General features: G+C 72.7%; 20 protein-coding genes. 6 read left to right on the top strand and 14 right to left on the bottom strand.

Translation table 11 applies throughout. The features are described from left to right. Nucleotides 1–17: 17 nt before the first annotated feature. The 5 genes from DVK06_RS03030 to DVK06_RS03010 all read right to left on the bottom strand — a co-directional run bounded on the left by DVK06_RS03030 (nt 18) and on the right by DVK06_RS03010 (nt 5,184). Entirely contained in the window at nt 18–572 is a 555-nt protein-coding gene (locus DVK06_RS03030; RefSeq protein ID WP_053771696.1) for a GMP synthase subunit A, read from the bottom strand. Nucleotides 573–676: 104 nt separating this feature from the next. Next, a complete protein-coding gene (gene truD / locus DVK06_RS03025; protein ID WP_121599223.1) occupies nt 677–2,191 on the bottom strand; it encodes a tRNA pseudouridine(13) synthase TruD in 1,515 nt (504 codons plus the stop codon). Then, entirely contained in the window at nt 2,192–2,530 is a 339-nt protein-coding gene (gene pth2, locus DVK06_RS03020; protein WP_121599222.1) for a peptidyl-tRNA hydrolase Pth2, read from the bottom strand. 99 nt (nt 2,531–2,629) lie between these two features. Then, entirely contained in the window at nt 2,630–3,448 is an 819-nt protein-coding gene (locus DVK06_RS03015) for a bacteriorhodopsin (protein ID WP_053771964.1), read from the bottom strand. 203 nt (nt 3,449–3,651) lie between these two features. After that, nucleotides 3,652–5,184 carry an NAD(P)/FAD-dependent oxidoreductase gene (locus DVK06_RS03010; protein WP_121599221.1) on the bottom strand — a complete coding sequence of 511 codons (1,533 nt, stop codon included), beginning with the start codon at nt 5,182–5,184 and terminating at the stop codon, nt 3,652–3,654. A gap of 134 nt (nt 5,185–5,318) precedes the next feature. On the opposite strand from DVK06_RS03010, the gene DVK06_RS03005 reads away from it, so the two are divergent. From DVK06_RS03005 to DVK06_RS02985, 5 genes are all read left to right on the top strand, one after another. Then, nucleotides 5,319–6,113 (top strand): helix-turn-helix domain-containing protein, encoded by a 795-nt coding sequence (locus DVK06_RS03005; protein ID WP_121599220.1) that lies wholly within the window; start codon nt 5,319–5,321, stop codon nt 6,111–6,113. A 107-nt stretch (nt 6,114–6,220) separates the two neighbouring features. Continuing rightward, nucleotides 6,221–6,646: a plastocyanin/azurin family copper-binding protein gene (locus DVK06_RS03000; RefSeq protein WP_121599219.1), complete on the top strand. Its 426-nt coding sequence runs from the start codon at nt 6,221–6,223 to the stop codon at nt 6,644–6,646. 139 nt (nt 6,647–6,785) lie between these two features. Further along, complete coding sequence (locus tag DVK06_RS02995; protein ID WP_121599218.1) at nt 6,786–7,622, top strand: sulfite exporter TauE/SafE family protein; 837 nt, start codon at nt 6,786–6,788, stop codon at nt 7,620–7,622. A 1-nt stretch (nt 7,623) separates the two neighbouring features. After that, a complete protein-coding gene (locus tag DVK06_RS02990) occupies nt 7,624–10,176 on the top strand; it encodes a cation-translocating P-type ATPase (RefSeq protein ID WP_121599217.1) in 2,553 nt (850 codons plus the stop codon). 142 nt (nt 10,177–10,318) lie between these two features. Further along, a complete protein-coding gene (locus DVK06_RS02985; protein WP_121599309.1) occupies nt 10,319–11,104 on the top strand; it encodes an aldo/keto reductase in 786 nt (261 codons plus the stop codon). A gap of 28 nt (nt 11,105–11,132) precedes the next feature. Here the strand turns inward: DVK06_RS02985 and DVK06_RS02980 are convergent, their stop codons facing one another. Continuing rightward, on the bottom strand, nt 11,133–12,536 hold the full coding sequence (locus tag DVK06_RS02980; protein WP_121599216.1) for a PAS domain-containing sensor histidine kinase: 1,404 nt from the start codon (nt 12,534–12,536) through the stop codon (nt 11,133–11,135). A gap of 87 nt (nt 12,537–12,623) precedes the next feature. Further along, on the bottom strand, nt 12,624–14,429 hold the full coding sequence (locus DVK06_RS02975) for a S9 family peptidase (protein ID WP_121599215.1): 1,806 nt from the start codon (nt 14,427–14,429) through the stop codon (nt 12,624–12,626). 142 nt (nt 14,430–14,571) lie between these two features. Here DVK06_RS02975 and DVK06_RS02970 point away from each other — a divergent pair, with 142 nt between their 5' ends. Continuing rightward, a complete protein-coding gene (locus tag DVK06_RS02970) occupies nt 14,572–15,621 on the top strand; it encodes a glycosyltransferase (RefSeq protein ID WP_121599214.1) in 1,050 nt (349 codons plus the stop codon). A 39-nt stretch (nt 15,622–15,660) separates the two neighbouring features. On the opposite strand, the gene DVK06_RS02965 is transcribed toward DVK06_RS02970, so the two are convergent. The 7 genes from DVK06_RS02965 to DVK06_RS02935 all read right to left on the bottom strand — a co-directional run bounded on the left by DVK06_RS02965 (nt 15,661) and on the right by DVK06_RS02935 (nt 23,562). Continuing rightward, complete coding sequence (locus DVK06_RS02965; protein WP_053771685.1) at nt 15,661–16,299, bottom strand: halocyanin domain-containing protein; 639 nt, start codon at nt 16,297–16,299, stop codon at nt 15,661–15,663. Nucleotides 16,300–16,395: 96 nt separating this feature from the next. Continuing rightward, on the bottom strand, nt 16,396–17,487 hold the full coding sequence (mfnA, locus tag DVK06_RS02960; RefSeq protein ID WP_121599213.1) for a tyrosine decarboxylase MfnA: 1,092 nt from the start codon (nt 17,485–17,487) through the stop codon (nt 16,396–16,398). A 76-nt stretch (nt 17,488–17,563) separates the two neighbouring features. Next, nucleotides 17,564–19,909 carry a phosphoenolpyruvate synthase gene (gene ppsA, locus DVK06_RS02955; protein WP_121599212.1) on the bottom strand — a complete coding sequence of 782 codons (2,346 nt, stop codon included), beginning with the start codon at nt 19,907–19,909 and terminating at the stop codon, nt 17,564–17,566. Between the two features lie 544 nt (nt 19,910–20,453). Further along, on the bottom strand, nt 20,454–21,083 hold the full coding sequence (locus tag DVK06_RS02950; protein ID WP_121599211.1) for a hypothetical protein: 630 nt from the start codon (nt 21,081–21,083) through the stop codon (nt 20,454–20,456). 133 nt (nt 21,084–21,216) lie between these two features. Then, a complete protein-coding gene (locus DVK06_RS02945) occupies nt 21,217–21,966 on the bottom strand; it encodes a hypothetical protein (protein WP_233561600.1) in 750 nt (249 codons plus the stop codon). A 94-nt stretch (nt 21,967–22,060) separates the two neighbouring features. Then, nucleotides 22,061–22,798, bottom strand: coding sequence for a hypothetical protein (locus DVK06_RS02940; RefSeq protein WP_233561597.1), 738 nt, complete (start codon nt 22,796–22,798; stop codon nt 22,061–22,063). Beyond that, entirely contained in the window at nt 22,795–23,562 is a 768-nt protein-coding gene (locus DVK06_RS02935; protein ID WP_121599209.1) for an AAA family ATPase, read from the bottom strand. The genes DVK06_RS02940 and DVK06_RS02935 overlap by 4 nt, the downstream gene beginning before the upstream one ends. Between the last annotated feature and the right edge of the window lie 29 nt (nt 23,563–23,591).

Raw genomic sequence — 23,591 nt, 5'->3', positions numbered from 1 at the left:
GACGAATCGCTCGCGGTCTACGCCGACTCGCAGATCGCGACGAAGTTCTCGAAGACCTCCTCGCCGCGCTCCGTGTGCGCGACCTCGGGGTGCCACTGGACGCCGTACAGGTTCGCGTCCGCGTCGGCCATCGCCTCGATGCCGCAGACGTCGGAGGTGGCGGTGCGGGAGAACCCGTCCGGCAGCTCGGTCACCTCGTCGGCGTGGGAGGCCCAGACGCGCGTCTCGGGGGCCAGCGAGCCGACGAGCGGGTCCTCGTCGTCGGTTATCTCGACGTCGACGTCGGCGTAGCCGCCGTAGTCGCCCTCGCCGACCGCGCCGTCGAGCTCCGCGGCGATCAGCTGCATCCCCAGGCAGATCCCGAGAACGGGGAGGTCGCGGTCGAGGTAGTCGGGCGCGTTGCCGACGCGGTCCATGTCCGGGCCGCCCGAGAGGACGACCCCGTCCGCCTCGACCTCGTCGGCCGGCGTCTCCGCCGAGATTATCTCGGTGTCGACGCCGAGGTCGCGGAGCGCCCGGCGTTCGAGGTGGGTGAACTGGCCGTGGAGGTCGATGACGACGATCCGAGTCATGGCGTCGATTGACGGCTGTCGCACAAAAACGGCTCGGAACGGAACACAGTCCCGTGGTGGTTTCGACCCCGCGAATCCCGAAGTGATCCAGAAATACGGATCGATCAGAGGTCGAGCGGGCCGCGCTTCGTGAACTCCCGCAGGAGCGCGGTCGCGTACGACCCGCTCGGGAGCGCGAAGGCGAACCGCGGGTCGCCGCCCTCGAACGTCACGTCGAGGTCCGTGCGCAGGAGGACCGCGCGCCGCGTCCCGTTCGAGTCGAACTCGCCGGGGAGCGCGAAGTCGCCCGGCTCGACGCCGGCGTCCGCGAGGACCTCGCGCTCTATCTCGCCCGGTTCGCCGTCGCCGAGCGCCGTCTCGGTGCCGACGAGCGGCGCGGTGACGAAGGCCCGCCCGCGCTCGCAGTGCCGCGAGACCACGTCGACCCGGTCGGCGTCGACGCGCTGGAGGCGGTCGGCGTCCGGCGCGTACAGCCCCTCGGGCGCGTCGCCGTCGGCGAAACAGACCACGTCGCCGGCGACGGGGCGGGCGAACGGGAGCCCGCGGCGCAGCCGCTCGCTCACGAGCCGGTTGAAGAGGAACGACTGCGCGGCGTTGACGAACAGCCGCTGGAGGTTCGAGGGCACCGCCTCCAGCGCGTGCCACCAGTCCTCGTCGTCCGGCGGCGCGTCGGGGCCGACGCCGCGGTCGGCGAGCCGGTGGACCATCGAGCGCTCGAACCGGAGCTTGCCGGGGATCGCGTCGAGGCAGGCGGCCCAGTCGCCGTCGCCCGTGCCGTCGGCGGCGGGCCCGCCGTCGGGTCCGGAGTCGCCGCTCACGCCGAACGCCGCGTCGACTCGGTCGCGCGCGGCCCGGGTGTCGTCGGGCTCCGCCGCGGCGGGGTTCCCGGCGTACAGCCGGACCGCCTCCCGGGGGTCGTTCCGCGCGATCGCCAGCCCGACGACGTGAGTGACGGGGCGCCGGCTGCCGAACCGCTGCTGGCCGAAGTAGTTCGGGACGCCGACGGTCGCCTCGATCGACTCGTCCCCGCCGGGGCCGCTGCTCCCGTCCGCGTCCGTCCCGTTCGCGTCTACTCCGTCGACGTCGCCCTCGCCTCCGTCGCCCGCGAACGCCCGGAGGTCCCGCACCGCCTCGGCGACGCGCTCGGGGGCGCCGTCGACCGCGTCCGCGACGCGGATCTCGAAGGCGTTGCCCGCGAGGTCGCCGAACGAGAGGCTCCGGCCCGCCCGGCCGAGCGGCTCTATCTCGGCGCCGCGGACCTCCGGGAGGTCGTCGGCGTCGGCGCCGCGGACGGTGAACAGCTGCGTCGTGACGGCGCGCTTGTCCTTCGTCCCCGCCCACGAGACGCGCTCGCGGCTGACGCCGAGCGCGTCCGAGAGCCGGCGCGCGAAGTCGTTGGTGTCCCAGTCGCGGAGCGTCGCCCGGACGACGAGGTCGGGGTAGCTGCCGGGGTCGGCGTCGAGCGGCTCCGCGTCGAACGCCTCCAGCTCCCGGACCCGGAAGTCCTCGGGCGACTCGCGCAGCCGCCCGCCGATCCCGTCGGCGCGGCTGGCGTAGTACTCGATACCGACCGCGCGCTCCGTCGGGTGCGCCTCGCGGAGGGAATCGCCGTCGGCCATTCAGAACAGCGAGAGGTCGCCGGTCACGCGGTCGACGCTGTCGTCGCGGGCGGGGCCGACCGCGAGCGCGGTGACGGTCCCCGGTTCGAGCTGGGTGTGGCCGGCGTCTCGGACGACGGCGTACGGAAGCCCCTCCTTGTCGGCCTTGTCGGCCAGCTCGAAGAGCTGGCTCTCGGAGCTCCCCTTCAGCACGACCTTCTTCTGCCCCTCGCCCTGCCACTTCTTCCGCGCCCGGTCGCTCGCGTCCTGGTACGCCGACAGCGACGCGTGCGCGACCTGCGCGGCGAGCTTCCCCTCGCCCATGCCGACGTCCGTCCGGGCGACGATGGCCTGTTTCATACCGTCACCACCGCCGCCGCGGGTTTAGCGCTTTTCTCTCCGACGCCGGGCCGCGGCGCTCGTCGACGGCGAAAATAGCGGGGGACCGACCGCGACCGATCAGTCGTCGGCGGGCGCCGCGCCGCCGCGGGAGGCCGCGCCGAGACCGGCGGCCATGTCGGCGACGGTCCGCTCGTTGTCGACGACCCAGCGCAGCAGGAGGAACGCGAAGAGGTACTTCGCGATGATGTCCATCCCGCTGTACGCCCACGAGGTGATCGCCACGTCGAGCACGGCGAACCCCTCGGCGCCGAGGGCCCAGAAGATGGGGTAGCCGAGCCAGAGGACGACGGTGAGCACCTTCAGCGTGTTGAAGATGTCGGCGGTGCCGGCGACCTCGGCGTCCTTCGCCCACTCCGCGAGCAGGATGTAGAGGACGACGACGAAGAACGCGCAGCTGATGCCGTACCAGACCCAGCGCAGCAGGAGCGAGGACGTGGTCAGCGCGGCGGCCAGCCCGGTGACGCACATCCCGACGTCGGCCACCACGGCGGTGAACAGCTTGCTCAGGTTCGAGCCGGCGAGCAGGCCGAGCGCGACGAGGATCATCGGCGTCGAGAACGCCCACGTGAGGTACCGACCCCACGGAGTGAACACCCCGCCCTCGGGGCCGGCGCCCGCGCCGGCCAGCGCGTGGCCGGCCGGCATCTCGAGGAAGCTGACGGTGAGTCCGGAGACGAGCCCCGTGTAGCTGGAGATGGACACCAGCGGTACCATCAGCGTGGCGACGAAGATCAGTTGGGCGCGCGGGTCCTCCACGTTCCGTCCCATGTAGACGAACAGGAGGATCGACAGCCCCGCGAGGGCGATGTTGATCCAGAGCGACGAGGCCAGGAGGGTGTTGCTCTGAATGAACTGGAATACCTCGGTCTGTGTCATTTCGAGCGGAACGGTACTCTGCGCCAGGAGGTCGGCCGCTGCTGTTTCTATCATGCGACGTTCTATTACACGTGGCGTGTTTATTAAATGTACTAACCTGACTGGTAAGGTTTTTCTGACAGTCCTCCGTCTCTCCCCGTATTTTTTAATATATTACCGTTCCAGAACGTGTATTTGGACGCGCGTTTCGACTCTATCCGGGCTCAACGCCCGACCAGCGGCAGCCGGTCGAGCGGGCCGCCGGCGACGTCCGCCTCGACCGCGGCCGCGCAGTGTTCCCCGCCGAGCAGGCACATCGGCACGCCGATCCCCGGATTGCTGCTCCCGCCGACGTAGTAGAGGCGGTCGGTCCCGCGGACGCGCGGTCCGGGGCGGAGCGGTCCGGTCTGTCGCATCGTGTGCGCGAGCCCGAGCGCGCTCCCGCCGGGCTGGTCGAACCGCGCCGCGAACTCCGAGACGCACGCCGACTCCTCGGCGACGATCCGGTCGCGGAGGTCGACGCCGGCCCGCGAGTCCACCGCGTCGAGGACGCGCTCCCTGAGCGCCGCCCGCCGGTCCGGCGTGTCGTCGAGCCCGGGCGCGAGCGGCACGAGCGTCACGACCGCCTCGTGGCCGTCGGGGGCGACCGACGGGTCCGTCCGCGACGGGACGTTCACGTACACGACCGGCTCCGTCTCGCCGGTCGGCCACGCGGGGTCGTCGAAGATGGCCGCGAAGTGCGGGTCCCAGTCCGTCGGGAGCGCGAGCGTGTGGTGCGCCAGCTCCGGTAGCTCGCCCTCGACGCCGAGGTACAGCAGGTGCGCCGAGGGGCCGTACGTCCGCCGCTCCCAGTAGTCGCCGAGCCGCGGGACGGTGCCCTCGGGGAGCAGCTCGCGCTCCACGTGGGCGGGCGGCGCGTTACAGACCACGCGGTCGTGGACGTAGCGGTCGCCGCCGAGCTCGACCTCGACGCCGCCGTCGACCGGTTCGAGGCCCGTCACCTCGACGCCGGTGTGAACGTCGGCGCCGGCGTCGCGGGCGACCGCCGCGACGGCCTCGACCACCTCGTACATCCCGCCCATCGGGTAGTAGACGCCGAGCCCGTAGTCGACGTGGCTCATCAGCTGGTACAGCGCCGGCGTGTTGTGGGGCGACCCCCCGAGGAAGACGAGCGTGTACTCCAGCAGCTGCCTGAGCTTCGGATGGTCGACGTACGACCGCACCCGTTCGTCGAGGCTGGAGAGCAGGTCGAGTTCGCGGCCGCCCGCGAGCACGTCGAGCGAGAGGTAGTCGCGGAACCGCGACCGCCCGGGGAGGACGAACCGCTCCATCCCGGCGTCGTACGCCCGCTCGGCGTCGTCGAGGTACCGCTCAAACGCCTCGCCGGCGCCCTGCTCGTAGGACTCAAAGAGGTCTGCGGCGGCGGCCGGGTCGGCGGGCACGTCGACGCGGTCGCCGTCGTCCCAGAACACCCGGTAGTGCGGGTCGAGCCGACGCAGGTCGTAGAACTCGTCGGGCGACCGGCCGAAGTCCTCGAAGAACCGCTCGAACAGGTCCGGGAGCAGGTACCACGAGGGGCCGGTGTCGAACCGGAACCCGTCCAGCTCCAACCGACCGGCGACTCCCCCGACGCGCTCTGCGCGCTCGTACAGCGTCACCTCCGCGCCTCCGGCCGCGAGGTAGGCGGCGGCGGAGAGCCCGCCGACGCCGCCGCCGACCACTCCCACCGAGGCTCCGCGCAGCGGCTCGTCGCTCATGGGGTCAGTAGGGGCTCGCGCCCTGAGTGTGATTGCCAACTTTCGACGGCTCTTTATTCGGCGCTCCGACGAGCCGCCGCGACGCGTACTCGTTCGGCTTCCTTTTTTTCCGGCTTCGGGCACAGGATCGATACATGGAACGGCGGTCGCGGTCGTCGGACGGCGGCTCCGCCGACAGCCCAGATACCGCCGACAGCCCCGGTACCGCCGGCCACCCCGGTTCCGACGGTCTCGCGCGCTCTGGGGCCGCGCGGAGCGGGTCCGATGCGTCCCGAGCCGTCGACCGGTCCGGGGCCGGCGGTCGCGGCGGCGCCGGCGTCCGCGTCGAGGTGGTCGTTCACGACCCGAGCCCCGCGCCGGTGGCGGCGGCGCTCCCGCCGGGCGCGGTCGCGGAGGACGTCGACCGCGTCCGGGTCGACGGGGCGGTCGTCTCGCAGTTCCGCGCCGACCGCGCGGTCGACGCGGAGCTCGTCTTCGACGGCGGCGACGAGTTCGTCTACCGCTGCCGCAGCCGCGCGGCGGGCCAGTTCCCGTCCGACGCCGTCGAGTCGCTCGGCTACCCCGTCTCGTCGGTCACGGTCCGCACGGCGCCGGACCGCGTCCGCCTCCGGCTGTCGCTGCCCGCGGCCGACCCGCTCGGCGACGTGATCGACGCGCTGGAGGCGACCGGCGGCTCGGTCCGGCTCGAACGGCTCACCAGCTCCGGCGGCGCCGACACCCGGTCCGACCCGGTCGTGGTCGACCTGGGGCGGCTCACGGAGCGCCAGCGCGAGGTGGTCCGGACCGCCCAGCGCCTCGGCTACTTCGAACACCCCCGCGAGGCGAGCGCGACGGAGGTGGCCGACGCCATCGGCATCGCTCGCGCGACGTTCTCGGAGCACCTCGCGGCGGCGCAGCGCCGCGTCTTCGACGACCTCGTCGGCGGGTGAGACCCGCCGCGAACGGCTCCGCGGGGACGGGTTCCCCGGGGACGGATCCGTTCCCACGCGGCGGGGTCGACCGCGGTATTGAAACCCCTCAGGCGCTCAGGTAAGGTATGTATCGCAGACGGTTCCTTCGACGGACCGGCGGCGTCGCGAGCGCCGCGGCCGCCGTGGGCCTCGCCGGGTGCGCCGGCGTCGGCGGCGAGCCGGACTACGACGTCGGAATGCTCGCCGCCGCGTACCAGCCGCGAGAGGTCACGGTCTCGGTCGGCGACACCGTCGTCTGGGAGAACACGAGCGCGCGGGCCCACACCGTCACCGCGACGGACGGCGGGATCCCGGACGACGCCGAGTTCTTCGCCTCGGGCGGCTTCGACGACTACGACGCCGCGCTGTCGGCGTGGCAGTCCGACTTCGGCGGGCGGCTGGAGAACGGCGACCGGTACGAGCACACGTTCACCGTCCCCGGGACCTACGAGTACGTCTGTATCCCCCACCGCGAGGGCGGCATGTTCGGCACCGTCGTCGTGGAGGAGTGATCGGCGTGATCAGCGTCGACGCCGCCCGCCGACCGTCGCTCCGTCCCGCCGCCGACCGCCGCACCGCGCCCCGCTCGGCCGACCCCCGGCAGCGAAACCCATTCACGCCCGCGCACCGAACGGGAGGTGACTGACTCGCATGGCCCTCTCGCCGCTCCTCGGGACCGACGTGCTGCTGTTCGCCGCCATCGGACTGCTCGGCGGAGCCCACTGTATCGGCATGTGCGGCCCGCTCGTCACCGTCTACGCGAGCCGGATGGACGCCGACGGCGGGCGGACGGACGGCGGCGAGCCGAGCGCGGCCGGCGTCGCCGGCGCGGAGACCGGCCGCGAGGGGCACCTGACAACCTACGAGGTGCGCCAGCACGCGCTGTTCAACCTCGGGCGGGCCGCGAGCTACGCGGCGATCGGAACCCTCCTCGGCGCGCTCGGCGGCGCGGTCCTCGTCACGACGGCGACGCTGACCGGCGCCGCGACGGCGGTCCGCGGCGGGGTCGGGCTCCTCGTCGGCGCGGCCGTGATCGCCGTCGGCGTCCGGTACCTCCTCGGCGGCGCGACCGGCGGCGTCCACCTCCCCGGGCTCGAACGCGTCACGGGCTGGCTCACGGGGCACGTCGACCGCCTCGCGAACGGGCCGGGGATCTTCGCGCTCGGCGCGGTCCACGGGCTGCTCCCCTGTCCGATCCTCTATCCCGCGTACCTGTACGCCCTCGCGAGCGGCTCCGCGGTCGCGGGCGGGGTCGCGCTCGGCGCCCTCGGGCTCGGGACGATCCCCGCCGTCTTCGCCTACGGGACGCTGATCGAGAGCGTCGACCCGGCCTACCGCCGCCGGATCCACCGGCTGTTGGGCCTCGCGTTCGTCGCGCTCGGCTACGTGCTGTTCGCGCACGGGCTGATGTCGGTCGGGATCCACGTGCCGCACCCGCGGCTCCCGTTCTGGAACCCGCTCGACGCCGGGATGATGGGAGGGATGTGAGATGAGCGCGACCGAGGGCGCCGCGGGCGCGCCCGACGACCCCGCCGCCTGTACCCTCTGCGAGCTCCCGACCGAGGGTGTCGACGTGACCGACGACGAGGAGAACCGCTTCTGCTGTACCGGCTGCCGGGACGTGTACGGCGCCCTCGGGGACGCCGACGTGAACGCCGATGCGGTCCGAGAGCGGCGACGGGAGCGGGACGGTGCCGCGGGCGACGGCGACGAGACGGACGGCGACGACGACCGCGACGTGCCCGACGGCCACGAGGCGGCGTTCCTCGAGGTGGACGGGATGCACTGCGCGACCTGCGAGGCGTTCATCGAGACGGTCGCGACCGACGCCGACGGCGTCAGCGGCGCGAGCGCGAGCTACGTCACCGACACGGTGCGGATCGACCACGACCCGGACGCCGTCACGATCGACGACCTCACCGAGACGGTGAGCGGGCTCGGGTACAGCGCGTACGCCCGCGACGACGCCTTCTCCAGGCGGCAGGCGAGCAACATGGCGACGGCGCGGCTCGCGGCGGGCGTCCTCGTCGGGATGGCGGTGATGCTGCAGTACATCGTCCTCATCTACCCGACGTACTTCGCGTTCCCGTTCTACGACGAGCGCACGCTGACGTACCTCGACGAGGCGATGGCCTCGACCTCGGGCACGTACTTCTTCATCGTCATCGGCGTCCTCACCACCATCGTCCTCTTCTTCACCGGGAAGCCGATCCTCCGCGGCGCGTACGTCAGCGCGAAGACGCGCTCGCCGAACATGGACCTCCTGGTCGCCATCGCCGCGGTGAGCGCGTACCTCTACAGCACGCTCGCGGTGATCTTCGTCGAGTCGCCCTCGATATACTACGACGTGACCGTCGCGATCGTCGTCATCGTCACGGTCGGGAACCACTACGAGGACTCGGTGAAGGACCGGGCGACGGCGCTCCTCTCCGAGGTCACCGCGGTCCAGGTCGACGACGCGCGGCGGCTGACCGGCGACGGCGAGACGGAGTCCGTCGCCGTCGACGCGCTCGAACCGGGCGACCGGCTCCTCGTGCGCGCCGGCGAGCGGATCCCCGTCGACGGCGAGGCGGTCGACGGCGACGCCGCGGTCGACGAGTCCGTCGTCACCGGCGAGTCGCTGGCGGTCCGGAAGGTCGCCGGCGACCCGGTCGTCGGCGGCTCCGTCGTCGCGGACGGCTCGCTCACGGTCGCGGTCGGGCCGGACGCGGCCTCCAGCCTCGACCGCGTCGCCGAGCTCGTCTACGACCTCCAGAGCGGGAACCACGGCGTCCAGAAGCTCGCGGACCGGCTCGCGACCGTGTTCGTCCCGGCGGTCCTCGTCATCGCCGCGGTCGCCGCCGGGGCGTCGCTCGCGCTCGGCGGCGCCCCCACCGACGCGATGCTCGTCGGACTGACGGTGCTGATCGTCTCGTGTCCCTGCGCGCTCGGGCTGGCGACCCCGCTCGCCGTCGCCGCCGGGATCCGCGACGCGCTCGAACGCAACGTCGTCGTCTTCGACGACACCGTCTTCGAGCGGATCCGCGACGCGGACACGGTCGTCTTCGACAAGACCGGCACGCTGACGACCGGCGAGATGCGGCCGATCGAGCGGCAGGTCGACGACGACCTGCTCCGGCTCGCGGCCGCCCTCGAATCGCGGTCCGCGCACCCGGTCGGGCAGGCCATCGCGGCGGCGCGGTCCGCGGCGGACGCGGCCGAGGCCGGTCCCGGCGAGGCGGGCGACGAGGGCGCGACGCCGGCGGTCGCCGACGGCGGGGCCGCGGCGGCGGTGGGCGAGTCCGGAGACGGGGGCGACGCTCCCGCGGTCGAGTCCTTCGAGAGCCACGCCCGCGGCGTCTCCGGCGTCGTCGACGGCGTCGAGGTCGTCGTCGGCCACCCGGCCCTGTTCGACGAGCGGGGCTGGACCGTCCCCGACGAGGTCCGCGAGGCGGTCGCGGCCGCGCGCGACGTGGGGCGCGTCCCCGTCGCCGTCGGCTGCGACGGCGCGGCCGAGGGGTTTGTCGTGGTCGGCGACGAGCTGCGCGACGGCTGGGAGGAGACGGTGACCGCGCTCGACGAGTCGGGCGTCGAGGTGATCGTCCTCACCGGCGACGACGAGCGCGCCGCGACCGTCTTCGCGGAGCACGACGCCGTCTCGTCGGTGTTCGCCGGCGTGCCGCCGGAGGGGAAGGCCGAGGCCGTCGGGCGGCTGAAGCGGCGCGGCGTCACCGTGATGGTCGGCGACGGCACGAACGACGCGCCGGCGCTCGCGGCGGCCGACCTCGGGATCGCGCTCGGCGGCGGCACCGCGATGGCGGCCGACGCCGCCGACGTGGCGATCGTCGACGACGAACTCGGCTCCGTGGCGACCGTCTTCGAGCTCGCGCGGGCGGCGGGCCGGCGCGTGAAGGGGAACATCGGCTGGGCGTTCTGCTACAACGCGGTCGCCATCCCGCTGGCGGCGACCGGGCTCCTGAACCCCCTCTTCGCCGCCGTCGCGATGGGCGCGTCGAGCCTGCTCGTGGTGACGAACTCCTCGCGGGCGCTGCTCGACGACTGACCCGCCGACACGACTCGCGGCGGCGCCTCGCGCCGCGACCCGGCCGCGCCCGCCCCTACCGCAAGCGACTTTCGGCTCACGCGAGTAGAGGCGGGCGATGACAGACCAACAGCAGCAGCCCGCGGTCCCGACCCGGAACGGCATGCCCGTCCTCGGGCTCGGCACGTGGGAGAACGACGAGCCAGCCCAGTGCACCGAGTCGGTCGCGAACGCGCTCGACGCCGGCTACCGCCACGTCGACACCGCCCAGATCTACGGCAACGAGGCGGCCGTCGGCGAGGGGATCGCGGAGAGCGACGTCGACCGCGAGGACGTCTTCCTCGCGTCGAAGGTGTGGATCGACAACCTCGCGCCCGCCGACGTGGCCGCGTCGACCCGCGAGAGCCTCGACAAGCTCGGGGTCGACTCGGTCGACCTCATGTACGTCCACTGGCCGGCCGGGGAGTACGAGCCCGAAGAGACGCTGCCGGCGTTCGCCGAGCTGCGCGACGACGGCCTGATCGACCGGATCGGCGTCTCTAACTTCGAGCCGGAACACCTTGACGCCGCGGCGGACGCGCTGGGCGAGGCGCCGTTCGCGAACCAGGTCGAGGTGCACCCGCTGCTCCGCCAGGAGGAGCTGCGCGAGTACGCCGACGCCAACGGCGTCGAGCTGGTCGCCTACTCGCCGCTCGCCCGCGGGGAGGTCCTCGACGACCCGGCGATCGTCGACATCGCGGAGAAGCACGGCGTCAGCGCCGCGCAGGTGAGCCTCGCGTGGCTCCGCGAGTCCGGCGTCACGGCCATCCCGAAGGCGACCGGGATCGACCACATCCGCGACAACCTCGCCAGCGTCGACCTCGACCTCGACGACGAGGACGTCGCGGCGATCGACGACCTCGGCCGCACCGACCGCCAGCTCAACCCCGACTTCGGGCCGGACTGGTAACCGCCGGGCCGCGGCCGCGCGGACCGCCTCACTCCGCCGCGCGCGGCAGCGACACCGTGATCCGGTTGCCCCGCTCGTCGCCCCCCGTGCCGACCTCGACCGACACGCTCCCGTTCGACAGCTCCACGCTCCAGTAGACGAGCCAGAACCCGAGCCCGCTGCTGTGGTACACGTGGCTCATGTCGTGGTCGCCGGTGAGCACGTCGGCCTCGACCGCCGGGATGGGCGGCAGGTCGTCCTCGACGACGAGCTCGGCTCCCTCCTCGGTACTGCGGAGGCGCACCGTCACCGCCGGACTCCCGTCGTCGCTGTGCTGGAACGGGTTCTCCAGGAGCTCGATCACCGCCGAGCGGAGCTCGCAGCCCCCGTCGACGACGACCGCGTCGAGCTCCCCGACCGCGATCGACCCCTCCGGATACCGCTCGCGGACGGTCTCGACGGCCTCCTCGACCACGCTCCGGAGGTCGACCGCGTCGGTCTCCCGCTGGTCGGTGATGAGCTCGATCACCTCCCGCTCCTTCCGTGCGGTGTCGAGGAGGCTCTCGCCGACCCGCCGGATCACCGCCGTGTGCGCCGCCGACTCGGGGACCTCGTCTTCGAGATCTTCGACCGTCCCGAGGACGATGTTGAGGTCGTTCCGGAGGTTGTGGCGCAGGAGGTTGTCCATCACGACGAGCTGGCGCTCGCGCCGCCGCCGGTCCGTGACGTCCTTCGCGAACCCCGTGATCCGGACGACCTCGCCGTCCTCGACGATCGGCTCGCCCTGGACCCAGACCCACCGCTTGTAGTTCTCCGCGGCGTTTACTCGGTACTCCATGTCGACCGATTCGCCCGCGGAGAGCCGTTCCATCGACTCCCTCACGGCGGGGCGGTCCTCGGGGTGGACCGCGTCGAGGAACGTCGCGGGGTCGCCGCGGAGCTCGTCGAGCGAGGCCCCGTACATCTCCTCGTACGCCGGGTTCGCGAAGAGCAGCTCCGACCACTCGGCGTCGAACATCCAGAGCACGTCGCTTGAGACCGCGGCGATCTCCCGGAGGTGCGCGGTCGCCTCCTCGCGCTCGCGCTCGGCCGCCACGCGGTCGGTGATGTCCCGCGAGCTGACGACGAACCCGTCGAGCTCCTCGTCTGTGAGGTTCGACATGCGGCTCTCCAGCCACACCCACGAGCCGTCCTCGGCCCGGTGGCGGTACTCCGCCGTGACTTCCGTGAACTCGTCGGTCCGGATCGCCCCCTCGAAGGTGCGCCGAACGGCTTCTCGCTCCTCGGGGTGGATGTACCCGAAGGCGTTCGTCCCGACGAGCTCGTCCGGCTCGAACCCGAGGATCTCCTCCGCGGCCGCGTTGACGTACGTGTACTCGCCGTCGACGCTCAACAGGGCGACCTTGTCCTGCGCCTGGTCGAGCAGTAGCTCGTACGGCTCGGAGGCACTCATTCTCCCCATGTTCGTCGGCGAGCCCGTATAACCGTCACGGCCGTTCGACGACCGTGAAGACGCGGGGAGAGCGACCGCGCGGTCCGGTCAGACGTGTTCGGCGAGGAAGTCGACGATCTCGCGGTACGCCTCGATCCGGTTGTCGAGCTTCGCGAACCCGTGCCCCTCGTCCTCGAAGATCAGCTTCCGGACCGGCACGCCCTGCTCGCGGGCCTCCTCGACGATCTGTTCGGCCTCGCCGACGGGCACCCGCGGGTCGTTCTCGCCGTGGAGGACGAAGAGGGGGGCCTCGATCCGCTCGATGTTGTTGATCGGCGAGACGGACTCGAGGAACTCGCGGTCCCCGTCGAGCGAGCCGTACTCGGCCTCGCGCAGCGAGCGGCGCCAGTCGCCGGTGTTCTCGAGGAACGTGACGAAGTTCGCGATGCCGACGATGTCGACGCCGGCGGCCCACAGCTCCGGGTACTCCGTCAGCGACGCGAGCACCATGAAGCCGCCGTAGGAGCCGCCCATCGCGACGACGCAGTCTGGGTCGACCTCGGGGTGGTCGTGGAGCCACCCGACGCCCTCGCGGACGTCCTTCACCGAGTCCATCCGGTTCTCCACGTCGTCGAGCCCGGAGTACGCCTTCCCGTACCCCGAGGAGCCGCGGACGTTCGGCTCGAAGACCGCGTACCCGTTGTTCAGCAGGTACTGGGTGACCGAGGCGAAGGAGGGCCGCCGCTGCGACTCCGGCCCGCCGTGGATGTCGACGACGACCGGGTAGCCCGACTCCGGCGGCTCCGTCTCGGGCACGGAGAAGAACGCGGGGATCTCCCGCCCGTCGAAGGTGGGGTAGTGGACCAGCTCGCGCTCGACGAACGTGTCCGCGGGGATGCCGGCGGTCGAGGCGCGCGTCCACCGCTCCGCCTCGCCGGTGGTCGCCTCGACGACGAAGACGTTCGCGTTGTGCGTGCTGCCCGTCGACGTGACGGCGAACCGATCGCCGTCGGGCCCGAAGCTCACGCCGCCCGCGACGCCCCTCGGGAGCTCCGGCGTCGGGAACTCGTCGATCCGGTCGGGCGCGACGAGCTCGCCGGCGGTGAGCTCGGTGTAGCCGTCGACGTTCCGGGAGTAGACGAGCCGGCGGGTGTCCTCGTCTATCGCGACGCCGTCGACGTTCCACTCGCCGCTGTCCGCGACGACGGCGAACTCGTCGGTCTCCAAGTCGAGCCGCTCCAAGCGGAGCGTGTCGGTCTCGCGGTCGGTGACGAGGTACACGCCCTCGCCGCCGGGCCCCCACTCCGGGCTGCTGTACCGCACGTCGCCCTCGTGGGGCGTGTGGTGGGTCAGGTCGCCGGTCGACAGGTCGAGGGTGTACACGTCGTGGTCGAACGACGAGTGCGCCTCGTGGACGATCAGCCGGTCGTCGCTCGGCGACCACCCGGCGACGGAGAGCCAGCCGTCGCCCTCGTACACCAGCTCGGCGTCGTCGCCCGTCTCGTCGCGCCCCTGGACGTACACGTCGAAGACGGCCTCGTCGCGGCGGTTCGAAGCGAACGCGAACCGGTCGCCGGCCGAGTCCCAGCCGCCCCACCGGTGCTTCGCCTCCGGCATGTCGGTGAGGTTCTCGATCGCGCCGGACTCGTAGTCGAGCCGGTACAGCTGCGCGCGCTCGTTGCCGCCCTCGTCCATGCCGAAGACGGCCTCGGAGCGCTCCGGGGAGGAGTCGACGAAGGAGACGGACTCCTCGAAGAAGGTGTGCTGTTCGGGCCACGACTCCGGCTCGCGGAGCGACCACACCTGCCCCGTGCCGGTCGTGTTGAGGAGGAAGGACAGCCGTCCGTCGGGGCCGAGGTCCGCGCCGCCCGCGTTCCGCACGTTGAGGTAGCGCTCGATGTCGTACTGTCGCATGCGGACCCGTACCGCGCGCGGCGTGAAACCGCTTCGGGTGACGGAACCCCGGGCGAGGGGAGGCCGGTCCGGTCGCCGTCAGCGCGTCGTCTCCCGACCGGATGCCGTGTCTTTTTACCGGCGCCCCCCGTGCGGTCGGCGTATGCGCGTCGCGTTCGCCTCGCTCTTCGCTCCCGGACACGGGGAGACTCCGGCGCGAACGCGGACCCTGCGGACCGCCCGCGGCCTCGCCGCCCGCGGCCACGAGGTCGTCTGGCTCTGCGCCCGGTGGTGGGGCGGCGACGTCGACGCCTTCGACGAGGACGGGATCGAGTACCGGTCGGTCACCGCGGAGCCCGCACCCGGGGCCTTCGCCGCGCGGCTGCCGGGCGCGGTCCGCCGCGTCGACCCCGACGTGGTCCACGCGGTCAACAGCCCGCCGACGCCGGCGCTCGCCGCCACGGTGGCCGGGTCGCTCTCGCGGGTCCCGGTCGTCGTCGACTGGTGGCGCGACCACCCCGCCGACGCCCGCCGCTGGTACCGGCCGCTCGCCCGGCGCGCCGACGCGGTGACGACGCCCTCGCGGACGACCAAGACGCGCGTCCGCGAACACGGCGCCGACGGCGACGACGTGCGAGTGCTCCCGGAGAGCATCGACTTCGACGCCGTCGAGTCCGCGGGCGTCGACGACCGGTTCGACGCGGTGTACTCGCGGCGGCTCGACCGCCACGCCAACGTCGAGACGTTCCTCCTCGGGCTCGCCGAGCTGCGCGGCCGCGACTGGACGGCGGCGGTGATCGGCGACGGGCCCGAGCGCGGCCGGATCGAGGCGACCGCGAGCGACCTCCGGATCGACGACCGGGTCGAGTTCCTCGGCGACCTCCCGACCGAGGAGCGGGTCCCGATATTCAAGGGGACGCACGTCGCCGTCGCGACCGCGACGTGGGAGACGTTCGCGACCGACCTGCTGTGGGCGGTCGCCTGCGGCTGCGTCGCCCTCGTCGAGTACCAGGCCGACTCCAGCGCCCACGAGCTCGTCGAGGGGCGCGAGCGCGGGCGGCTCGTGACGAGCCCGGCCGAGCTGGCCGACGAGTTCGTCGCGGTCGGGGACCTCGACCGCCGCGCCGTCGACCGCGAGTTCGCCTCGTTCGACCACGACGCCGTGGTCGACCGCTACGTGGCGCTGTACGAGGACGTCGTCGACGGGGAGTGAGTCGCCGCGAGGGCGGCGCAAAGGGTCTGTCGCCGGCCGCTACGCCTGCTCGCGGCCGGTGATCGTGCCGCCGTACTTCATGAAGACGAACGCCAGGCCAAGCGTGCTCACCATCGCGATGAACGTCGCGATGCCGAGCGCGCGCGCGGCGTCCGGGACGAACACCGCGTTCGAGCCGCTGTCACCGCCCACCTCGACGGTGGCGACGTCCTCGCCGACGGCGAGGCCGGCGTGCATGCCGACCGCGGTGTGGGGGACGCAGTGGTAGTGGGTGATGCCGGCGTCCTCGCTCGACGTCTCGTACTCGTAGGTGGCACCTTCCTCGCCGACGGGGTCGCCGCTGTCGAGGCTGGCCGGGCCGCCGCCGTCGACCGTCTTGACGTTGTGCGAGCCCCCGGCGCCCGTCCACTCCCAGGTGATCGTCGTCCCCTCGTCGACCCACACGAGGGTCGGGTCGAACGCGAGGCCCTGGTCGCCGGCGCCGACCGAGATGGTCACCGAGTCCTGGCCGCGGGCGTCGGTGTACGAGCCCACGTTCCCGACGGCGGCGCTCGGCCAGTCGGGTTCCACTTCCTGTGCCGCCGCCGTCCCCGCCGTCGCCGTCGCCGCGCCGGCGGCGGCCGTCGCACCGGCGGCCGTCCGCATGAACGCGCGCCGAGAGACGTCGTCCGAACTCATACGAGGCGGTTCGTGGTGGCCCGTAGTGAATATGTTGATCCGAACGCGGCGCGAGCGATCGCCCCGGACCGGTCGCTCGGCCGGTCGCTCGGCCGGTTACCGGCGAATCCGGTCGAGGTCGTCGAGGAACGCCCGCAGCGTCGACCGCGTCACGTGCGGCATACACACCACGCGGAGCTCGCCCGCCCCGGTCCGCGACACCTTCCAGCCGGCGTCGCGGAGCGCGGCGAACGTCGGTTCGGGCACGTCGGCCGCGACGAGCGGGAGCTCGGGCTCGACCACGTCGTACCCGCGGTCGGCGAGCCCCTCCGCGAGCCAGTCGGCGTTGTCGGCCGCGCGCTCGGCCGCCTCGCGGTAGCCGTCGGGCCACAGCGCGTCCATCGCGGCGACGGCGCCGGCGACGCCCGCGCCGCTCCGCGTCCCGGTCAGCGTCGCCTGCGACCGCGTCTCTAAGTAGGGCGTGTCGACCGCGAGCGCGTCGAGCGCGGCGTCCTCGCGGGCCAGCAACCCCCCCGACGGGACCGGCGCCTGCCCGAACTTGTGGGGGTCGATCGTCAGCGTGTCGACCGGCGCGTCGGCGAACGACCAGTCGCGGTCGGTGAACGGGAGGACGAACCCACCCCACGCCGCGTCGACGTGAAGCCGCGCCCCCGCCTCGTCAGCGATCGCTGCCAGCTCCGGGATCGGATCGACGCGGCCGTACTCCGTGCTGCCGGCGACGCCGACGACGAGCGCGGTGGCGTCGTCGACCGCGGCCGCGACGGCGTCGGTGTCCGCGCGGTAGCCGTCGTCGAGGGGGACCGTCCGCAGCTCCACGTCGAGCAGCGCCGCCGCCTTCGTGAACGAGAAGTGCGCGCTCTCGGGGGCGACGACGTTGACCTCGCCCGCCCCGCCGCCCGTCGCCTCGCGGTGCCTGTTCCGCGCGGACCGCACCGCCTGGATGTTCGCCTCGGTGCCGCCCGAGGTGACGTATCCCGCGGCGTCGGCCGGCGTCGGGTGGCCCGCGAGCCTCGCGAGCCCCGCGACCGCCCGCGCCTCCAGTTCCGCGACCGACTCGTAGGTGGCGGGGTCGCCGGGGTTCGTCGCGAGGAACCGCTCGGCGGCCGCGCTGGCGTCCGGGTGCGGCTCGGTACACATCGAGGAGAGCACCCGGTCGAACGACTGCGGCTCCGGTTCCGGCTGTCGCATCTGCCTTCCCGTTGCCGGGGGCGGCTCTTACCCGTTCCGCTCTCGGATGCGTCCGAGGGAATCCCCGCTGGCGGCCTCAGCGGACCGAATCCAGCAGGAGCCGCTGTTCGGTCCGCTTCACCTCGTGTTGGACGTCCCGGACCGCGTCGATGTTCGCGGAGATGGAGGAGACCCCCTTCTCGACGAGGAACTCGACCATCTCGGGCTTCGAGCCGGCCTGCCCGCAGATGCTGGTGTCGACGCCGAGCTCCCGGCACGCCTCGACGGTGTCGCCGATGAGCCGCAGCACGGCCGGGTGGAGCTCGTCGAACCGGTCGGCGACGTGCTCGTTGTTGCGGTCGACCGCGAGCGTGTACTGCGTGAGGTCGTTGGTGCCGAAGGAGGCGAAGTCGATGCCGGCGTTCGCCAGATCCTCGATCTGGAGCGCGCTGGCGGGCGTCTCGACCATCACGCCCCAGCGGTGCGTCTCGGGGTCGATCCCGGCCTCGCGCATGTGTGCCGTGATCCCCTCCACGTCGGCCGCGTCGTTGACGAGGGGGAACATCACCTCCAGGTTGTCGTACCCCATGTCGTAGAGGCGCGCGAACGCGGCCAGCTCCTGGCGGAACGGCTCCGACTTGTCGAGGCTCCGCCGGATCCCCCGCCAGCCGAGCATCGGGTTGTGTTCGGCCGGCTCGCCCTCGCCGCCCTCCAGTTCGCGGAACTCGTCGGTCGGCGCGTCGATGGTGCGCACGCGGACCGGGCGGGGGTAGAACTCGTCGGCGACGCGCCGGACGCCCTCGATGATCTCGTCTTGGTACGCGCGGGCGCCGCGGTCGGCGATGTACCGCTCGGGCGTCTTCCCGAGCGAGAGCACCATGTGCTCGATCCGGAGCAGGCCGACGCCGTCGGCGCCCGTCGCCGCGGCGCGCTCGGCCGCCTCCGGGATCGAGACGTTCACCTTCACCTCCGTCGCCGTCATCGGCTTGACGGGCGTCTCGGGACGCGCGGCCTCCACCGGCTCGAACTCCTCGCCGGGCTCGGCCGACTCGGACTCGCCGGCCCGGATCGTCCCCTTGTCGCCGTCGAGGGTGACCTGCCGGCCGTCCTCGAGGACCCGCGTCCCGTTGCCGGTACCGACGACCGCGGGGACGCCGAGCTCGCGGGAGATGATCGCCGCGTGGCTCGTCATCCCGCCCTCGTCGGTGACGATGCCGGCGGCGCGTTTCATCGCGGGCACCATGTCCGGCATCGTCATCTCCGTCACCATCACGTCGCCCTCCTGGACCTGGTCGAGGTGGTCGAGCTTGTGGACGATCCGGACGGCGCCGGAGACGACCCCCGGGCTCGCGCCGAGCCCGTCGACGAGCACGTCCGCGTCGTCGTCGCCGTTCGAGGCGGTCCCGCGGTCGGGGCCGTCGTCCGTCACCCTCCCGTCGCCGTCCGCGGTTGCCGCGCCGGCCTCGTCCGCGCCCGCTTCGCCGCCGGCGTCCTCGCGGATCGTCGTGATCGGGCGCGACTGGAGCATGTATATCTCGCCGTCGTAGATCGCCCACTCGACGTCCTGGGGAGCGCCGTAGTGGGACTCGACGCGCTCGCCGAGCTCGACGAGGTCACCGATCTCCGCGTCGGAGAGGACCCGCTCGTGTCGGCGCTCCTCCTCGACGTCGAGCTGGACCGTCTCGCCGGTCTCCGCGTCCTTCACCATCTCGACCTTCTTGTCCGCGACGGTTACCTTGTCGACCGCGCCGCGCTCGCGGTCGTACACGTAGTTGTCGGGCGAGACGGTGCCGGAGACGACCGCCTCGCCGAGCCCCCACGCCGCCTCGATGGTGACCTGCGGCTCGCCCGTCGAGGGGTGGCTGGTGAACATCACGCCGGACTTCTCGGCGTCGACCATCCGCTGGACGACGACCGCGATGTCGACCTCCGAGTGCGGGAACCCGCGCTGCTGTCGGTAGTAGATAGCGCGCTGCGTGAAAAGCGAGGCCCAACACTCTTTCACGCGCCGCAGGAGGTCCTCCTCGCGGACGTTGAGGAACGTCTCCTGCTGTCCGGCGAACGAGGAGTCGGGCAGGTCCTCGGCGGTGGCCGAGGAGCGCACGGCGACGAACGCCTCCTCGCCGTCCTCGCCCATCGCCCGGTACCGGTCGAGGATCTCCTCGCGCACCGGCTCGGGGAACGGCGTGCCGAGGATCAGCTCCTCCGCGCGCTCCTCCGCCTCGCGGAGCGCCGCGGAGTCCTCGGGGTCGACGTCGACCGCCTCGAACAGCTCGTCGTCGATCCCGGCCTCCTCGATGAACGTGCGGTACGTCCCCGCGGTGACGGCGAACCCCGGCGGAACCGGGAGCCCCGCACCGATGAGTTCCCCGAGCGACGCGGCCTTCCCGCCGACGGTCCCGACGTCGTCGGCATCGACGTCCTCCAGCAAGCGTACTGCCATTCGTGTGTCCGGAGGATCCGCGAGCCGACGTATGAAGCTTCCGGCAGCCGCACCGGTGAATAAAAGATTACTCGCCGCCGAGTTATCACCGCGAGTCGGAGTGGACACCCCGAATCGCTGAACAGCGGCTTCAGTTCGGAACTCCTTCGGCGGTGACTGCGGCAATCCCGGTCACAGCCTCTCAGATCCGGACATGGATACTTCGCTGCTCACACGTTACCTCCGGTCCTTCTATCCCCCTGCCCGCACTCGTTGAGCGACCACGTGAACGGACGAGCGCTACACGGGAGTCCGACGGGACGACAATGTCTGTCGGGGTCCAGAGCAGGACCGCGACGAGACCGCCGCGGCCGCGAGCGAAAACGAGGGCCGAAGGTCGGGGACAGCGAACCGACACGCGGTTCGTACCACTCGGTAACGGTCGGACTTGTCTATACTTACCTTCGGTTTTGCGATCGGATCCTGTAACTTGTTACAGGGTATGTAACATATTTTCCCGCAAGCGTCCGGCGTGACTCGGTCGATCGGTCGCCGCTCGCTCCGATCAGTCGCCGCCGAGCCGCCGACGCTCGTCGCGGAGGAGCCGCTCCCAGAGCCCGAACAGCGCGCTGTCGAGGCCGTACGCCTCGTCGACCCGGCGGACCCAGCGGTCGTCGCCGAACAGGTGTCGCTGGAACCGCCGGACCTCCGGGGAGAGCCGGTCGCGCTCGCCGCCGTAGTAGGACAGCGACTCCTCGCGGGTCCGCGCGACGAGGCCGTCCGGCACCTCGACCCCGTCGGCGGCGGCGACGTGGTCGAACCACTCGAGGTGGAGCAGCGAGTCGGCGAGGAGGAACCGCTCGCGGAAGCCGTCGACCCGCGACAGCGCGGGCGCGCCGTCGATCCGCACGTCGGTCGGCCGCGAGAACCGCGGCGCGGTCGCGGTCACGGACGCGCGCTCGGCGACCGCCCCGGCGACCCGCCGCAACCGCCAGTCGGCGTACCGGACCGGCGCGATCAGGGCGAGCTCGTACCACGTCGGCAGCCACTCGCAGTACGGCTCCGAGAACGCGCCGTCCGCGAGCAGCGTCGTCGCGACAGAGCGCGCCTCGGCCGGGGTCAGCTCGTCCGGGGCCGCCCGGAGGCGACGGACGGTCCGGTCGCCGTCGAGCGCGTCGACGCCGGGGAAGCCCATTCCCTCGGCGACGGCGGTCGTGTACGCGCGGCCGGCCGCGTACCAGGCGGCGAAGTCGGTGGGCGCTGTCAGCCGCAGGAGTCGAAGGACGGTGATACTGATCGGAGGGGCCCCGCCGAAATAACTCGGTCGGTCAGCCGTCGACGCGGGCCAGCGCGTCGCCGAGCGAGACGCCGTGGTCGGAGCGAACGGCCACGGCGTACACCACGCCCGCGGCGACGGCGGCGAAGGCGACGGCGAACGCGACCCCGGCGAACGAGAGCGGACCGAACACCGGGAGCCCGGCGGCCCACGCGCCGAGGACGACGCCGGTCGCGAGCGCGAGCGCGCCGAGGGCGGTCCGCCTGACGTTCGCCGTGTCCGGTTCGATCTCGATCACGAGCTCGTCCGGCAGGTCCGAGGTCAGCCGCACGGTCCCGTCGCGGTCGTCGAACTCGACGAGCCCGGCGTCGGCCATCTTCGGGCAGTGGAACTGCCGGAGCGACGTGTACACGCTCTTCCGCTGGTCGTAGTCGACGTCCGCGGGGTCGACGCCGTTCTCCCACGCCGCGATCCGTCGGGAGGCGTCCGACAGCGCCGCCGCCTCCTCCGCGCGGAGGTGTCGCCACAGGAGGCGTCGCCGGCGGTTCCCGAGCAGTTCCAGGAGCTCGTTCGCGCAGACGCGATCGCCGTCGGCCGGCGCGTCGGGATCGCGGTCGGGCTCGCCGCCGCCGTCCACGGCGCCGTCGTCCGCGCCGCCCGTTCGCCGCGCCGTCCGCCCTTCGGCGTCGGCCGCGCTCCCGCTCCCGGCGTCCGTCACGCCGGCCGACCCGGCGCGGTCCGTCGGGTCCCGCGCCTCGGGCGACCCCTCGACCCCTCCGGCCGGTCGTGCTCCCGCGTCCACTCGTCCACCGAATGACATGTTATATCTTCACACGACCTGCGTTCAAAAAATCACCGGCGAGACGGTCGTTTTGAACGCGCGTCTGATCTCCGTGTCACGCGCCTCGGCCGTCTGAACTCGGGTCGGGCGGCGGGGCGCGGTCCGCCGGATCGCCGGACTCGTCGGTCCGGCGCGTCTCCCGCTCGGCGCCGGCGGCGGTCCCCCTCTCGTCGCCGGTTTCCGCCGGGTCGTCCGACCCGTCGAGCGCGTCGTCGAGCCCCCACTCGGCGGCGCGGTCGCGGGCCTCGGCCCGCGCCTGCTCGCGGATGGCGTCGATCCGCTCGTCGTCGGCGAGGAAGGCGGCGACGGCGTCGTCCTCGTCGGCGCCGTCGCGCAGGCGCTCATCGGGTGCCGCCTCGCGGGTCCGCTCGGCGAGGGCGGCGTCGTCGGCCAGCTCGGTCGCGGCCGCGTCGGGCGCGACGCGCAGCGCGTCCTCCTCGTGGGCCGCCGCCAGCCCGCTCGCGTCGACGGCGTACAGTTCGACGCGGTAGGGGCCGGGGACCGCGAGCTCGGCGAGCGCGTCCGGGCCGCCGCTGTCGGTCACGGTGTTGTACGCCAGCACGGGCACGCCGTCCTCGAAGGTGATCACCCCGCGAGCCTCGCCCGACAGCAGCAGCGTCTCTTGGGGCACGAGCGTCGCGTAGCCGGTGAGCCCGCGGTCGAGCGCGCGCGAGAGCGTCGTTCCCACGTCGGAGACCACCCGCGAGCGCAGCAGCGTCCCCCGCGGGATGGTGAGCGCGGGCGGTTCCGAGCCGTCGCCTTCCGAACCGTCGCCGTCCCGGCGCCCGCTCATGGCGTGTCGGGGACGACCGCGCTGCGGAACCGGTCGGCGACCGCGTCGCCGTCGCCGTCGCGCACGTCGAGCCGGTCGGCGGCGCGCCGGTAGCGCGCCGCGGCCTCGCTCTCAGGGGCGTGCGCGAGCAGGGGCTCGCCGGCCCGGCGCGCCGCCCGGACGGCGTCGCTCTCGGGGACGTTCGCGAGGACGGGACCGCCGAAGTGGCGCTCCGCCTGCGCGGCCACGTCCTCGGCCTCGTCCCGGACCTTGTTGAACAGGACGCCGGCCGTCTCGGTACCGTACGACCGCGCGTACTCCTGGACCTTCAGCCCGTCCGAGAGCGCGGGGATCGTCGGCTCGACGACGACCACGACGCGGTCCGCGAGCACGACCGGCAGGACGGCCGACTTCGAGCCCAGCGCGGCCGGCGAGTCGAGTAAGAGCACGTCGGTGTCGCGCGCCAGCTCCGCCACCACGTCGCGGAGCCGCGCCGGCTCCGCGGCCTCGAAGCCGGCCAGCGAGGTGCCGCAGGGGACGACCGAGAGCCCGAACCGCTCGTACACCGCCTCGCTCACGTCCGTCGCGGTCCCCTCGACGAGCAGGTCGTGGAGGGTGACCGCCGCGTCGTCGAGCCCGGCGTGGAAGAGGAGGTTCGCCATCCCGGTGTCGGCGTCCACGACGGTCACGTCGTGGTCGGCCGCGAGCGCCATCCCGAGCGCGAGCGTGCTCGTCGTCTTCCCCGTGCCGCCCTTCCCGCTGGCGACCGCGAACGCCTCGACCATACGCCCGCTGGCCGGTCGCTCCGAATAAA

This window comes from Halorubrum sp. Atlit-28R (genome assembly GCF_003665955.1).
In the GTDB taxonomy this organism is placed as follows: domain Archaea; phylum Halobacteriota; class Halobacteria; order Halobacteriales; family Haloferacaceae; genus Halorubrum; species Halorubrum tropicale.
This window is presented reverse-complemented; position numbering and strand designations above follow the sequence as displayed.

Excerpts from the sequence above, each read along its gene's own strand:
- DVK06_RS02940 (WP_233561597.1), bottom strand. The coding sequence starts at position 22,798 with ATGAGCGGGCGCCGGGACGGCGACGGTTCGGAAGGCGACGGCTCGGAA.
- DVK06_RS02990 (WP_121599217.1), top strand. The coding sequence starts at position 7,624 with ATGAGCGCGACCGAGGGCGCCGCGGGCGCGCCCGACGACCCCGCCGCC.
- DVK06_RS02950 (WP_121599211.1), bottom strand. The coding sequence starts at position 21,083 with ATGGGCTTCCCCGGCGTCGACGCGCTCGACGGCGACCGGACCGTCCGT.
- DVK06_RS03005 (WP_121599220.1), top strand. The coding sequence starts at position 5,319 with ATGGAACGGCGGTCGCGGTCGTCGGACGGCGGCTCCGCCGACAGCCCA.
- truD (WP_121599223.1), bottom strand. The coding sequence starts at position 2,191 with ATGGCCGACGGCGATTCCCTCCGCGAGGCGCACCCGACGGAGCGCGCG.
- DVK06_RS02980 (WP_121599216.1), bottom strand. The coding sequence starts at position 12,536 with ATGAGTGCCTCCGAGCCGTACGAGCTACTGCTCGACCAGGCGCAGGAC.
- DVK06_RS03000 (WP_121599219.1), top strand. The coding sequence starts at position 6,221 with ATGTATCGCAGACGGTTCCTTCGACGGACCGGCGGCGTCGCGAGCGCC.
- DVK06_RS02975 (WP_121599215.1), bottom strand. The coding sequence starts at position 14,429 with ATGCGACAGTACGACATCGAGCGCTACCTCAACGTGCGGAACGCGGGC.
- DVK06_RS02935 (WP_121599209.1), bottom strand. The coding sequence starts at position 23,562 with ATGGTCGAGGCGTTCGCGGTCGCCAGCGGGAAGGGCGGCACGGGGAAG.
- DVK06_RS02985 (WP_121599309.1), top strand. The coding sequence starts at position 10,319 with ATGCCCGTCCTCGGGCTCGGCACGTGGGAGAACGACGAGCCAGCCCAG.
- mfnA (WP_121599213.1), bottom strand. The coding sequence starts at position 17,487 with ATGCGACAGCCGGAACCGGAGCCGCAGTCGTTCGACCGGGTGCTCTCC.
- DVK06_RS02995 (WP_121599218.1), top strand. The coding sequence starts at position 6,786 with ATGGCCCTCTCGCCGCTCCTCGGGACCGACGTGCTGCTGTTCGCCGCC.
- DVK06_RS02970 (WP_121599214.1), top strand. The coding sequence starts at position 14,572 with ATGCGCGTCGCGTTCGCCTCGCTCTTCGCTCCCGGACACGGGGAGACT.
- DVK06_RS03015 (WP_053771964.1), bottom strand. The coding sequence starts at position 3,448 with ATGACACAGACCGAGGTATTCCAGTTCATTCAGAGCAACACCCTCCTG.
- pth2 (WP_121599222.1), bottom strand. The coding sequence starts at position 2,530 with ATGAAACAGGCCATCGTCGCCCGGACGGACGTCGGCATGGGCGAGGGG.
- DVK06_RS02965 (WP_053771685.1), bottom strand. The coding sequence starts at position 16,299 with ATGAGTTCGGACGACGTCTCTCGGCGCGCGTTCATGCGGACGGCCGCC.
- DVK06_RS03010 (WP_121599221.1), bottom strand. The coding sequence starts at position 5,184 with ATGAGCGACGAGCCGCTGCGCGGAGCCTCGGTGGGAGTGGTCGGCGGC.
- DVK06_RS03030 (WP_053771696.1), bottom strand. The coding sequence starts at position 572 with ATGACTCGGATCGTCGTCATCGACCTCCACGGCCAGTTCACCCACCTC.
- ppsA (WP_121599212.1), bottom strand. The coding sequence starts at position 19,909 with ATGGCAGTACGCTTGCTGGAGGACGTCGATGCCGACGACGTCGGGACC.